General features: G+C 30.5%; 18 protein-coding genes. 3 read left to right on the top strand and 15 right to left on the bottom strand.

Going from position 1 to position 12,350, the window contains the following annotated elements:
* The 8 genes from RR409_RS17310 to RR409_RS17275 form a co-directional block, all read right to left on the bottom strand.
* The coding region (locus RR409_RS17310; RefSeq protein WP_332559025.1) for a YdiU family protein at window positions 1–887 on the bottom strand (887 nt) is incomplete at its 3' end.
* 305 nt (window positions 888–1,192) lie between these two features.
* On the bottom strand, window positions 1,193–1,588 hold the full coding sequence (locus RR409_RS17305) for a VOC family protein (protein WP_332559024.1): 396 nt from the start codon (window positions 1,586–1,588) through the stop codon (window positions 1,193–1,195).
* A gap of 114 nt (window positions 1,589–1,702) precedes the next feature.
* Entirely contained in the window at window positions 1,703–2,026 is a 324-nt protein-coding gene (locus RR409_RS17300) for a metalloregulator ArsR/SmtB family transcription factor (protein ID WP_332559023.1), read from the bottom strand.
* Complete coding sequence (locus RR409_RS17295; RefSeq protein WP_332559022.1) at window positions 2,007–2,453, bottom strand: SRPBCC domain-containing protein; 447 nt, start codon at window positions 2,451–2,453, stop codon at window positions 2,007–2,009. The genes RR409_RS17300 and RR409_RS17295 overlap by 20 nt, the downstream gene beginning before the upstream one ends.
* Window positions 2,454–2,655: 202 nt before the next feature.
* Window positions 2,656–3,150 carry a GNAT family N-acetyltransferase gene (locus tag RR409_RS17290; RefSeq protein WP_332559021.1) on the bottom strand — a complete coding sequence of 165 codons (495 nt, stop codon included), beginning with the start codon at window positions 3,148–3,150 and terminating at the stop codon, window positions 2,656–2,658.
* 75 nt (window positions 3,151–3,225) lie between these two features.
* A complete protein-coding gene (locus RR409_RS17285) occupies window positions 3,226–3,660 on the bottom strand; it encodes an NUDIX domain-containing protein (protein ID WP_332559020.1) in 435 nt (144 codons plus the stop codon).
* Window positions 3,661–4,033: 373 nt separating this feature from the next.
* Window positions 4,034–4,237: a hypothetical protein gene (locus RR409_RS17280; protein WP_332559019.1), complete on the bottom strand. Its 204-nt coding sequence runs from the start codon at window positions 4,235–4,237 to the stop codon at window positions 4,034–4,036.
* A gap of 81 nt (window positions 4,238–4,318) precedes the next feature.
* On the bottom strand, window positions 4,319–4,813 hold the full coding sequence (locus tag RR409_RS17275) for a hypothetical protein (protein ID WP_332559018.1): 495 nt from the start codon (window positions 4,811–4,813) through the stop codon (window positions 4,319–4,321).
* A gap of 391 nt (window positions 4,814–5,204) precedes the next feature.
* Here RR409_RS17275 and RR409_RS17270 point away from each other — a divergent pair, with 391 nt between their 5' ends.
* From RR409_RS17270 to RR409_RS17260, 3 genes are all read left to right on the top strand, one after another.
* Window positions 5,205–5,834 carry a hypothetical protein gene (locus RR409_RS17270; RefSeq protein WP_332559017.1) on the top strand — a complete coding sequence of 210 codons (630 nt, stop codon included), beginning with the start codon at window positions 5,205–5,207 and terminating at the stop codon, window positions 5,832–5,834.
* A gap of 161 nt (window positions 5,835–5,995) precedes the next feature.
* Window positions 5,996–6,418 (top strand): hypothetical protein, encoded by a 423-nt coding sequence (locus tag RR409_RS17265; protein ID WP_332559016.1) that lies wholly within the window; start codon window positions 5,996–5,998, stop codon window positions 6,416–6,418.
* An 85-nt stretch (window positions 6,419–6,503) separates the two neighbouring features.
* Window positions 6,504–6,884, top strand: coding sequence for a hypothetical protein (locus tag RR409_RS17260; RefSeq protein ID WP_332559015.1), 381 nt, complete (start codon window positions 6,504–6,506; stop codon window positions 6,882–6,884).
* 125 nt (window positions 6,885–7,009) lie between these two features.
* On the opposite strand, the gene RR409_RS17255 is transcribed toward RR409_RS17260, so the two are convergent.
* The 7 genes from RR409_RS17255 to RR409_RS17225 form a co-directional block, all read right to left on the bottom strand.
* On the bottom strand, window positions 7,010–8,719 hold the full coding sequence (locus tag RR409_RS17255; RefSeq protein ID WP_332559014.1) for a methyl-accepting chemotaxis protein: 1,710 nt from the start codon (window positions 8,717–8,719) through the stop codon (window positions 7,010–7,012).
* A gap of 423 nt (window positions 8,720–9,142) precedes the next feature.
* Complete coding sequence (locus RR409_RS17250) at window positions 9,143–9,688, bottom strand: GNAT family N-acetyltransferase (protein WP_332559013.1); 546 nt, start codon at window positions 9,686–9,688, stop codon at window positions 9,143–9,145.
* Between the two features lie 240 nt (window positions 9,689–9,928).
* Window positions 9,929–10,465 carry a hypothetical protein gene (locus tag RR409_RS17245; RefSeq protein WP_332559012.1) on the bottom strand — a complete coding sequence of 179 codons (537 nt, stop codon included), beginning with the start codon at window positions 10,463–10,465 and terminating at the stop codon, window positions 9,929–9,931.
* A gap of 117 nt (window positions 10,466–10,582) precedes the next feature.
* Entirely contained in the window at window positions 10,583–10,834 is a 252-nt protein-coding gene (locus RR409_RS17240) for a PF20097 family protein (protein ID WP_332559011.1), read from the bottom strand.
* A gap of 68 nt (window positions 10,835–10,902) precedes the next feature.
* Entirely contained in the window at window positions 10,903–11,331 is a 429-nt protein-coding gene (locus RR409_RS17235) for a DUF4829 domain-containing protein (protein WP_332559010.1), read from the bottom strand.
* Between the two features lie 215 nt (window positions 11,332–11,546).
* The gene (locus tag RR409_RS17230) at window positions 11,547–11,768 is read right to left on the bottom strand and encodes a PF20097 family protein (RefSeq protein WP_332559009.1); all 222 of its coding nucleotides are present in this window, start codon (window positions 11,766–11,768) and stop codon (window positions 11,547–11,549) included.
* A gap of 225 nt (window positions 11,769–11,993) precedes the next feature.
* Window positions 11,994–12,350 (bottom strand): hypothetical protein (locus tag RR409_RS17225; protein ID WP_332559008.1); only part of this gene is annotated, 357 nt, incomplete at its 5' end.

The following is a 12,350-nucleotide window of genomic DNA, read 5'->3' as shown; positions in this document are numbered from 1 at the left end:
TGATTACCATAAGCATAGCGTCCTTGAACATCTATAGAACTAAATACTGTTGCTGGATCATAGGTATCCATAAAGGCGCAAGGACCATAATCAATGGTTTCTCCACTAATGGCCATGTTGTCTGTATTCATAACACCATGTATAAACCCAACCAACTGCCATTTAGCAATGAGTTCAGCTTGGCGCTTAATCACTTCCTTAAGTAGAGAAAGATATTTATTATCCCCTGCCTCAGCATTTGGAAAATGTCTTTGTAACGTGTAATCTGCCAAAGCTCGAAGTTCTTCCTTATTGCCCCATTTTGCAGCAAATTGAAATGTTCCAACCCTTATATGACTGGCAGCTACTCTCGTCATAATGGCACCAGGTTCTTCGGTTTGTCGAATTATTGATTGACCAGTTGTCACCACAGCTAAGCTTCTTGTAGTAGGAATACCAAGGGCATGCATTGCCTCGCTGATAATATACTCCCTAAGCATTGGTCCAAGAGCTGCCCTGCCATCACCTCCACGAGAGTATGGAGTTCTACCTGATCCCTTAAGCTGAATATCGAATCTTTCACCTTCAGGAGTGATTTGTTCTCCAAGCAGCACAGCTCTACCGTCTCCAAGCATTGTAAAATGCCCAAATTGATGTCCTGCATAAGCTTGAGCAAGAGGTGAAGAGCCTTCTGGAACTTTATTACCACCAAAAACTTCTATACTATCTTTACTTTCCAGCGCCTCACCCTTCAATCCTAAAGCCTCTGCCAAGGGATAATTCAAAATCACTAATTCTGGTGAGAGTACAGGATTTGGATTCTGGCTAGTAAAAAATATTTCAGGTAAACGAGCATAACTATTATCTAAATTCCATCCTGTTTCGTTCATTGCTTTTTTCTCTGTCATAGTTTCTCCTTTCCTACTTATATATTTTGTATCTGACTTTTCTTTTACATATAGAGAAACAACTTCAACACAACCCTTTTTAGTTTCTGCTTACGTGAAGTAATTATACGTTTAATTCCAAGGGCTTTTAGGTACTTTCTTGTGGCAAAAAAACTTGAAATTACTATACAATAAAAAAGCCTAAATTGGATAATTACTTTTTCCAATTTAGGCCATTCATTAATTTGCAAAAATCCATAACACTTTTTAACAACTATTTTTTAAAAACTATAAGTAACTTCATCTTAAATAAAGTTAAAGATTGTTTATCTTTCTGAATAATTTAATCCCCATGTGTTACCATAGCAATCAGTTACTACTGCATGGTAAGCACCCCAAAATGTTTTCTGTAATTCAAATTCTGCTGAACCATTATTCATAAGTGCTGAGTATACTCTATTTATTTCTTCATCACTTTCCAATTCAAGTAATAATCTACCATTTTGTACCTTATCGCTGCCATCTAGTATATCTACTAGATACATTATGCAAGCATCATTAATATGTAATTCTGAGTGTATAATTTTCCCCTCAAGTCCCTTAAACATTGGTTTTCCATCTGCTAATTGAACATTTTTTATTTCTCCACCAAACACCTCTTTATAAAATTCTAATGCCTCTTTACAGTTGTTAACAAAAATTTCTGGAGTAATTCTTTTCATTTAACTTCTCTCCTTTTATTAATATATTTTTATATCTTTATAATTTGTTTTTATATCTTTATAATTTATTTCATCATTAATGAATATGGTGAAATATTTTAAGACTTATTTATCTTAATCATCACTCTCAACAAAGTTTTTAAGTGCGTTAAGTTTGTTATCCCAAAACTTCTCATAGTACGATAACCATTGTTTCAGTTCTCGTAGTGGTGCTGCCTGAAGTTTGTATCGTGTCTCACGTCCAACTTTATGTTCAGTTAAAAGTCCTGCATCTGCAAGAATATGAAGATGTTTTGATACTGCTGTACGGCTCATTGGAAAGTGTCCACTAATTTCCTTCACTGGCATTTCCTTATTAGCCAAAAGATTTAATAACTCTCTACGGGTAGGATCAGCGATGGCTTGAAAAACATCATTGTTAGGATAAGTATCCGCCATTTTTATCACCCATCTTTTTGCTTAAACCTTCTGTTATATAGCCCCAACCATCGTACATAACATCACGAAGCATTTTGTTTTCTTCTGTCCATCCTGAATGAACTAAAATTAATTGGGTCTTATTTTCCTCTAATTTCACTAAGTCAAATGAAACATATTGTTCCAAGCCACCTCCGCACCAGGTAAAACCAAGTCTTTCCAAAGGGATGATTTCTGTAACTTTGCAATGTACAACGCCATCCCATCCACGCTTCGGCTGCGATTGAAAAGTAAATTCATATCCCATTTCCAACTTGAAATTATTTGGCATGAGCCATGAGGCTAGTCCTTCTGATGTTGAAATTGCATTCCAAACTTTCTTAATGGAAGCATCCATTGTAACAGTACGCTGAATATCTGGTAGTGTACTCTGCATTTTTCCCTTCATTGTCGCATCTCCTTTTCAATAAATGAGAAACCTTTTGGTTTCATATTTGCATTATATGACACCTTTTGGTTTCATGTCAATAGTAGTAATAAAATAATTTACTTACTTAACTGCTCCAATAAAGCTTCTAATTGGACATTTATATTTTCTTACCTTTAGGTTAAAAATAAACCTTCCAGTTTTCTCTAGAAGGTTTTCTTAATTACAGGCTTTTTTTCATAACAACAGCTGGTAAAACTTTTCCTGTCCAATTTAATTTTATATTTTCAAACTTTTTAAAACCATGTTTAATCCAGAAATCAATTACCTTATCATCATAATCAGTAACCACATCTATTCTTATACTCTTGCTTTTTACTGATTTAAGGTATTCCTCCAAAGTCTCATAAATTAGTTTTCCAACACCCTTATTTTTATAGTTATTATGTACCATTAATAGAGATAGATAGGCATCTTCATCTATTTTAAAATCTATTATCCCCACTATTTTACCTGAAGTGTTTTCAACTATTTTACAGGAAGAAAAATCAGAATTTTTCATGGACTCTAACTCTTCAAGTATCCATTCATATGTGACCTTTTCAGTATCCATATGATTAACTAAAAAATTTTTATTGGAGTTATACACATCCACAATAGCATTTACATCCTTATTATCCACTAAATCCACATAGAAATCCTTTGTTTGAAAAATCATATTAGCCCTCCCTTACTTTCATTGAATGTAATTTTGTATAAAAGTATTAATTTTTATTATTTAAAAACTTATACCTTAATCACTCTTACAATGAACAGAAAATTCAACTGCTTTATTAAATAGCATGGTGTGAATTAGAGGATAAGTTATGTTTTTGGGTATATCATCAAATTGCTGCACTTCTTCTATTTCTGAATTTGGTAATTCACCAAGTTCATCTATCTCAGCATAAAATAACTTCCCATGGGAATGGTGACCATCTACATTTACAGAAGAAATACATATTGGCAGGATTTTAAATTTCTTTGCTCCAGTCTCCTCAACTAATTCTCTAGTAGCAGTTTCATCTATGGTTTCATTTTTTTCATGTGTTCCCCCAGGAAGCTCCCAAGTTTCTTTTCCTTTTTCTCTAACAAATAACCACTTTCCTTTATAACGAGCTGCGATCACTGCGCATAAAAATTTATCATCTTCCATCTGGCATAATTCAATCAAACTTACATTAATCATATTCATTTCTTCCTTTATCCAAGCTTAATTAGCCATTATATATTTATAAATATATTCTGTAGCAACCTTCCGAATCCTTCTAAATAAAAAAATCTAGTCACAGCTCTTTGCCTAAGTTTCACTTGTTTTATAACATAAATAAAAGCGACGTAATTTTCAGAGGGCACACCTTGACGGGTTATGCTGAGCTTATTGACATTTCCTATTATAGAGCTATTACTATTAAAACAAATGTGCTTAATAAGTTGAAAGGAATCATGGGCAAAGAGGATTCACTTCAATAAAAAATTGAACATAAAATTTGAGGGCGACAAATTGTCGCCCTCAAATTTATTTTTAAAAATATTCTTCATTAATCAAATCTCAAAATAGATTACAGGTATATACTACACTCAATCACTATACCTAAAATTAAAAAGATGTATCCTATAACCTTCATTGATTTTATAAATTTGGGTTTTGACTTAACTTGATTTACCATTTCTGAACCGTTTCTTACAAATAGCTGCCATGGTTGAGTTAATAGTATAATACTAAAAACAATAAGCACAATTCCACCTATTAACTTATCCTGCATTTAACACCCCTCCTATATCATATCTATTTATCCATTGAATCGATTTATTCATGTTCTTTTGCAATTTTGTATTACTTTAAATTATTTTATTACTTCAAGAACTTTCGTTGATATATCTTTAGAGAAGCCCCCAACCGCGCCATTACCATAAGATGCAAATCCAGAGTTAAGACCTAGTTCAAAAACATCAGTATTTTCCCCTGTTAGTGGCCACAGTAGTTTTATAAATGGCCTTTTGTCATTTTCATTTTTGGCATCTAGTGGGAAACTACTTAATTCAAAGTATATAAACTCTAAAGAAATTTCATTTTGCTTTAGTCTATCACTAAGCTCCCTAGTTTTAGAATCAATCAAAGCAAGTTTTTTTTCTTTCTTTAAGTTCTCATTAAGTATTTCTATAATTTTATTATATTTATCAGAGCCTTTATCTAGCTTAGTTTCAGTACCTTTATTGTAAATTAGAATGTGCTCTGGAAAACCAAATGTAGTAGTAAAATCTTTTCCTTCAGTTTTGGTGCTATCACAACCAGTAAGTACCAAAATCATAAATAATAGTATTAAACTTATTTTCCTCATAAATATACCCCCTTATTTTTTTAACATTATTATGCTGTTCTTTCACTTTCAAATAGTTAAAAGTCCTCCTGTTTTCGGGAGTGATAGCATTAAAATGTATACTCATATTCAACCTCATAAAGCGAAAATATTTAAATTAGTGTATATAGACTTATTGTATATATATTACAATTATAGCACTCATTTCAATTTATTTCATACATTTAAAGGAAATTATCGATATTTTCATGGGAACTGTGTTTTATGGGAAAAGACGCCACTTTTATTGATATTGGATATTTTACAATATAATTACAGTTATTTTATGGTAAAATTAAATTATATAACATGAACTCGTATTTTATTTCAGTGTACAGTTTTTAAAATTATTAATAGCTTATGGAGGGGTAAATTGAATATTAGATTTGATAAAAAACAAATTCACTTAATCATCATTGGTGCATTGTTTTTAAGTAATTTTTTCTTCATGTTTCGAAGTATTAAAATTGAATCTAACTATAAAGCCTATATGGCAGCAGAAATAAATAGAATTATTTTTGATTTAGATTCAATGGAAAACATAGTGAACAATCATCTTGTAGATCTAGATTTTACTAAAGGTAGTGGCAAAAATCATATGGATGCAGTCGTAACATTATCCACTCAATTAAAAGATAATTATAAAGGCTATGCTTCCTATTATTTTAATGATTATGCTAGAAAAAATTCAGGGGATAAAACAGCTCAAACTTTTGTGTTTATTAGCGATGTTTTATATGAGTATTCAATTTTAGCCAGCAATTATTGTAACGAATCTAACTATACTAATGATAAAACTTTAAATAGTTTAATCAATGAACTCAGTGAGTTTATAGCAATTCTAAAAGTAAGGGACTTTACTGAGGCCCAGGATAGCACCTCTAAAGTTATCAAAACTTTTAACATTAGAAACGGAGATAATGAGGATTTAAGGAAATTTATAGAAACTTCAAATTTGATTCCAACTCATATCAAAACGAGTAAGCTGCAAATAATAAAATGATTTCCATGACCATGTTTAACTAATAAAAGTTATATTTGTTTAGGAATAAAACATTTTAGTTTCAATTCAAATCACCAGTGTCTATATTAAACCGTATTATAAAAGAAATGGTTTCGGCAAAAGATTAACGGGGTACTTAGTTTTATGGAGGGGAAAATCATATGTTTAAGAAATTAGTCATATCAATAATTATGATAAGTTTATGTGCTTTTATAGTCTTTTTAGGATATGAAAATATAAACTTTAGAACAGAAAAAACAAGAGGACTTAGGACTAACGGTTTGAGTTATACTTTAGCTAATAATAATGATGAGTCGGAATTTTCTTATTCACTTCAATTGACTAATACTAATGGAAAAAGTATTTTTATAGAAAATATTGAACCAGTAATTAATGATACAATAAAAGATAAAATTTTAAGTAAAGAAACAGTAGTTACTGTGAATAGAAACATAGAACCTAATGAAACAATTCAAATCAACGGAGGAATAATAGTTGATACAAAGGGGCTGTTATTCAACGATGTGCAAAAACTTATTACAGATATAAAGGTTTCAACAGTGGAAATCGTAAATCTCAAATAGTTCGGGATGTACCTAATATCTTCATTCATAAATGTGGGATAATTGTAGAATATGACTATTTAATTATTAAAGGAGGGAAAAATCATTGGAGAATAAAAAGTTGTTCCCAATATCTATTATTATACTTGCTATGAGTGTAATATTTGGCTCCATTTGGATAGGAAATTCATTAGAAAAAAGCTCTACCATGCAAACCTCAATTCCAACTATAACCTCGACAGACAATAAGACTCTAACACTGCCTCAAATAGCACAATACCTAAATATGACAGTGGAAGAAGTACGTGGCATAATTCAAACTGAAAAGAAGCAGTTAGACGAAACACATGTTTTTCATGGAAAGATGTTTCCATACTTTACAATAAATAATAAACAGTATTTTTATAAAAATGAAATTGATGAATGGTTAAAAGAAGTTTCAAGCAATAGAAGAGAATATAATACAACTAAAGGTTGGGTATTTTAGTAAAGGTTCGGTCACAGTTTTCTTAAAGTCCTAATTTATTATATTGCTAAGCTATTATATTTTGAAAACTAAATGAAGGTTAAAAAGCCCCCTGCAAAAATGCAGAGGGTAATTTTATTTAGAATTTAAATTTTAAAACTTGAAACCAATTCGCTAAGTTTCTCAGCCATTTCAGCTTGGGTTTGAGCTGCAACAGAAATTTGATTCATGCCAATTGAAGCCTCATTAACTCCACCTTTTATGCTTTCTGAATTCTCACTGGATCTTTGTGCTTGTGATGCCATATCTTGTATAGCTGAATTAACTTGATCCACGGTAGCTGTTATTTCTTCAGACATAGATGCTATACTTTCTGAAATTTCAGCATAAAAATCTGCATCTTCATAATATTCATTGCCAACTTCAACGAATTTTTCAAACTGAGCTGTAATATCTTCATTTATAAAACATAGTATTTCATTACTGTTTTCTTTCAAATCAGTAAATGCTTCTCTAACTTCTGCTATTGTTTCTTGAATTTTTACAACAGCCTGAGAGGATTGTTCTGCCAATTTTCTAACTTCATCAGCTACCACTGCAAAGCCTCGCCCTTGCTCCCCAGCTCTTGCAGCTTCAATAGCCGCATTTAGTGCAAGCAGATTAGTTTGTTCTGATATACCAGAAATTGTATCTGCCATCATTTTTATGTGCTCAACTACTTCAGCCTTTTTAAGAGCTTCATTAATATTCTTTTCTTTTTCTTTTTTAATTGCTTGGATTTTTGCAAAGGCATCATTGCTTTCTCTTTTTACTAAGCTAGCCCTTTCCTTTATGGTTTCTGCTTTAGTGCTTCCTTGTAGAGCTTGAGAGGAAAGCTCTTGAATACTTGCATCAACCTCTTCTGTTGAGGCAGCAACTTCTTCAGCTCCTGCGCTAGTATCTTGTGCTCCTGACGCAATTTCTTCTGTGGCAAAATTTATTTCTTCAAGCTTTGCAGTCATTTCCTCTACTGTTGCAGATAGTTCCTCACTTTCTGAACTTAATTCTTGAACAGAGTTTTGGACTTGATTTATAAGAGTGCTTATTTGCATTTGTGCTTCATTAAGAGCCACACCAATTTGCCCAAGTTCATCTTTTCTTTCTAATTTAATAGGAGTAGTAAAGTCTGAGTTTTTCAATCTATTTGCAAATTCTTTTATCACAATTAAAGGCTTTCTAATGCTATTTGAAATTGTACGGGACATAACAACGCCTATAACTAGTGAAATAAATATTAAAATTGCATAAGACTTTCTAACTGATTTAGCACTGTCATCATTATGGACTTTTACTTTCTCAGCATCGCTTACGTTGTATTCAGCTAAATCCCTTAAGTTATTTTGAAATTCATTCATGTAAGTTTTAACAGAATTAAGCTTATCAAGGGCTTCCTTTTGTTTTCCTTCTGAAGCCAAGCTAATTACCTCATCTATACCTTGTCTATATTTTTTCATGTTATCTTCTAGTACTGGAATTAAATCCGTTTCAAACTTATCCAGTTCTATTTTTTTATATTTATTAAAATTGTCATCAAAGGTTTGGTTTCTTTTTTGTATATCATTTGCCTTTTCTTGCTGAATCTCTTTATTATCACTATGTAAAATTATAGCGTAAATATCTGCTTCAATTGCTCTTGTTTGGTTTCTATTATCATTAAGATATTGTACTGGTAAAAGGTTATTATCATATAATGAAGATAAATCATTATTTGTATCATTAATATTAAAGTAACCTACTCCAGACACTATTAAAATCAATATTAAAGCAGTAAATGATAAACATAATATTTTCAATCTCATTCTTAAATTATTAATCACATGATCCCTTCTTTCTTTAAATTGCACTTTATAAAAGCACTAAATACCATTATCGATTAGTATCACTGAAGCTTTATATCCATCTTAAAATAATGATATAAGGATATATTAAATAATGCAGAAGTTAATTTTGTTCAATCACCTTTGAAAAGAGATTCGAGAACAAAGCGCTCTTGTTTTAACAGAATACTCTTTGTTCCACCAGAGTTTGCAAATCTAAAAAGAATGTAATAAAAGCCACTGAGAATAATTTTCCAAGATCCTAATAGCTCCTTGGATAGTTTTCTTAGTGGCTGTATATTTTCAGTTTTTAATTTTATTTGGTATTTAGATAATCTAATAAAGTCACTTATTAAGAATAATGTAACGTAAGTTTATACTTGGTTACTTTCCATTATTATTTTTCATAGTGTAGATATTTACTCAAAAACTAGTTAGAAATTGTTCTCTGTATATACAATAAAATAATTCTGTTGTATTTTTATTTTCTAAAGTTCTAAGCATTACATTCTTTGAAAATTTATAATTCAAACCACATTTTTCGATAACTCTCTTAGATTTTAGATTAAAATCATAATGACTGCTCCAAATTAAGTCTAAAGAAACTTCCTCAAATAAATATTTTATCAACGCATTGGCAGCTTCTGTAGCATATCCCCTTCTCCAATATTTAGAGTTCACAGTATAACCAATATATCTTTGTTTAAGGCTTATAAGTTCCTTATCCGGTGCTATATCATCCATTCCAATAGAGCCTATTACTTTATTTTCAGATTTTAGTACAATTGCATGGGATTGATTGTACTTCATAAAGGTCCTTATACTATTTTTACTTTCTTCGATATCCTTAACAACAAAACAACCTGCACTTTCACTAACCTTGTGATCTGATATGATTTCATATAAATCTAAATAATCTTCTTCTTTCCAACCTCTCAAAATAAGTCTATTACTTTCAATCACTGTCATGTGTAGAACCCCCAAATTTCTATAAACTTACTGTAATAATATGTTTTCATGCTTCCTTTAATTACATTAGTGATTTATCTATGTAAAATAAAAGACAATTTACAGCTAAGACTTCCCCCCAGTGAAAGCTTTAGCTGTAAATTGCCTACAGATTAGTTGATTTTAAATTTCTTAGTTTAGACACAGAAGTTAAAAGCAAAGAAAAAAGTGCTTCATCCCACATTTTTCAGAAAAATAATATTATCCTTGAAGTGCTAACTTATTCATTTCATTAAAATAATCAACTATTTTATCACTAGGTTTTACTCTTGATAGTTTGCTATTAAAATTCTTGTAAAACTCGTCATATCCCATATCTTTTATTTTGGTTGATATAATATAAATCTCATCTAATTTATTAAGAACTTCTGTACGATATGTTGAATCTATTTTGAAATTTTTTAAATCAAAGCCAACTACATAATGTGTTAAGGGATTAAACGATAAGTTAAATCTATCTTCTATATAACTAAATGAAAGCTGCAATCTATCTAACCTAATACCTAAATCTTTTATGATTTCAACTTTTTCATCAATGTCTTCAGTATTATTAATAGCTTTATTATAATCATTCATCATTAAATTAAAAATTCTTAAACTAGAACCAAAACTGTTGTGAATAATTCTATCATCTTTTTCTTGTAAGTTAATTGTTTTAGTAGCTACTAATATAATAATCACTATGGTATATATAAGTAAGTTCTTAAATTCTTTATTGGAAACCTTCATAAAATTCATGACCTTCTCTCTTTCTGGTTAATAAACTTAAGAATACTGGAAATTTAAGATACCAATATCCTTCGCTAAAAATTAAGTATCTAGTACCGATACCCTATTGTAATTACATATTCTACTTTAGAGTTTTGGGTTATATTCAAATAATACAAGATTGCACTCCTTACATCTAAAAGCTTCTTCTTTTCTTACTTTAAGACCAAAATTTGCATCTACTAGGGTATCATATTCAGCTAAACCTGGAAAAAATCGAGGTTTGCCATCCTTTGACCATGATATTTCTGCTGGGGAATAAATATATCCCTTTTCCATTTCTATGCCACAACTTGGACAATTTACATTTTTAAGTTTTCTAAAACTATCCTTACTCATATTAATTCAAATCACCACCATATATTAGAAGTATAAATTTGTTATACCATAAATAACCGGCAATACTTTTAATACCCCTGATCATCAATTTTCCATTCGCTTGTTTTACTGTCTCTTATCAATATCCATTGATACTCTGTGTAAGTTGAATTCGGGTCCAAAACAGGATTATTCCCTGAACCATCAACGTCAAAATTAGATAACAAAATAATAACATTTTCTGGACTAACACCATTTCCTCTACCTCTTCCATTTGACATATAACCTTTAACAAAAATGTTGGATTTCTCTTCGTCATACCATACCTTTGTTAGTGTACATGCTGGAAACCTAAAGTTATTTATTACAGAATCTATGGCTTTATTTATTTCCTTTTTAGTAAACTTAGTAGACTCGCCAACATCCACTGTTACATTATCAGTTGCACCACTTTGTTTACAACCCACTAAAGAAACCACCACCAAAATTAAGCAAATAAAAGATACTATCTTTTTCATATAAAATCCCCTTTATTTTAAAATAATTTAATGAACTATTAGCTACTAATATTTAATTACATAGTTTTATAATCAATGAATCCATTAAGAATACCGTAATTAATTAAATAATGAACAAGTTATTTGTTCAATCTTCTTTACTTAGGATTATTCATTATTCAAAGTTTAGTATTAGGAATAATTAATATTATTGGTATTGCAAGTGATTGTTTTATTTATTCCACTATATCAATGACATCAATAATCATCTTTTTACATTTACTACAATAGTATGTCTCTAATTTATTCGACATCCAAGGATTTGTTAGCTTTATGCCCTTTTGAAAAATTCTTGCCATAAATCCTTCAGCTCTTGACTCCTCTATCCATTTCAATGCATACCTGTCTCCATATATAACTCCTTTTTCCATTGTTTCATTGCAATATGGACACTCCATTACATATCACCCCAATTTTTTATTAATATTAACTTTGAATTTTCTTTACCTATGCATCACAACCTGATAATAACGTTGCTTTTCACATATAATGGCGTAGTTGTCTATGACAAGTTCCATATCCACCAGGAAAAAGTATCACAATGGATTTTGACTTTGTTGTTTACGTTAGAGAAATTTTTTAGGTATTAAAGAGTATGGGAGATTTATCCTTCCAGAATATCATTAAATAATAAAGTTAATTACAATACAAATTACCCCACCTATAATTAAGGAAACCGCATTCAAACTGCTTCTTAAATCAGTTTTGAAATTATGGTGTTGCTTTTGTTTTTCCATTTTCGTAACTTCAAGATTTGCATTTGCAACATATTGAGCATTGTTTTCTCCAAGTGCTTGAAGTGATAATCCCAAGGGGTTTCCACTTATGGAAGATGAAGCTGCTACAATAATAACCAACATACCTTCAACAAACAAAACATCCTTTAAAATGTATGGAGTGAAATTTGCAATGATAAATCCAATTAAAATAAAAATTATTGACCAAAGTATTCCCCAAACAACACATTTAATTAAGGATTC

This window comes from Clostridium sp., assembly GCF_036642255.1.
In the GTDB taxonomy this organism is placed as follows: Bacteria; Bacillota; Clostridia; order Clostridiales; family Clostridiaceae; genus Clostridium_J.
The sequence above is the reverse complement of the archived record's forward strand: the minus strand, read 5'-3'. Positions and strand labels throughout refer to the sequence as shown.

Excerpts from the sequence above, each read along its gene's own strand:
- RR409_RS17305 (WP_332559024.1), bottom strand. The coding sequence starts at position 1,588 with ATGAAAAGAATTACTCCAGAAATTTTTGTTAACAACTGTAAAGAGGCA.
- RR409_RS17300 (WP_332559023.1), bottom strand. The coding sequence starts at position 2,026 with ATGGCGGATACTTATCCTAACAATGATGTTTTTCAAGCCATCGCTGAT.
- RR409_RS17295 (WP_332559022.1), bottom strand. The coding sequence starts at position 2,453 with ATGAAGGGAAAAATGCAGAGTACACTACCAGATATTCAGCGTACTGTT.
- RR409_RS17290 (WP_332559021.1), bottom strand. The coding sequence starts at position 3,150 with ATGATTTTTCAAACAAAGGATTTCTATGTGGATTTAGTGGATAATAAG.
- RR409_RS17285 (WP_332559020.1), bottom strand. The coding sequence starts at position 3,660 with ATGATTAATGTAAGTTTGATTGAATTATGCCAGATGGAAGATGATAAA.
- RR409_RS17280 (WP_332559019.1), bottom strand. The coding sequence starts at position 4,237 with ATGCAGGATAAGTTAATAGGTGGAATTGTGCTTATTGTTTTTAGTATT.
- RR409_RS17275 (WP_332559018.1), bottom strand. The coding sequence starts at position 4,813 with ATGAGGAAAATAAGTTTAATACTATTATTTATGATTTTGGTACTTACT.
- RR409_RS17265 (WP_332559016.1), top strand. The coding sequence starts at position 5,996 with ATGTTTAAGAAATTAGTCATATCAATAATTATGATAAGTTTATGTGCT.
- RR409_RS17250 (WP_332559013.1), bottom strand. The coding sequence starts at position 9,688 with ATGACAGTGATTGAAAGTAATAGACTTATTTTGAGAGGTTGGAAAGAA.
- RR409_RS17245 (WP_332559012.1), bottom strand. The coding sequence starts at position 10,465 with ATGAATTTTATGAAGGTTTCCAATAAAGAATTTAAGAACTTACTTATA.
- RR409_RS17240 (WP_332559011.1), bottom strand. The coding sequence starts at position 10,834 with ATGAGTAAGGATAGTTTTAGAAAACTTAAAAATGTAAATTGTCCAAGT.
- RR409_RS17235 (WP_332559010.1), bottom strand. The coding sequence starts at position 11,331 with ATGAAAAAGATAGTATCTTTTATTTGCTTAATTTTGGTGGTGGTTTCT.
- RR409_RS17230 (WP_332559009.1), bottom strand. The coding sequence starts at position 11,768 with ATGGAGTGTCCATATTGCAATGAAACAATGGAAAAAGGAGTTATATAT.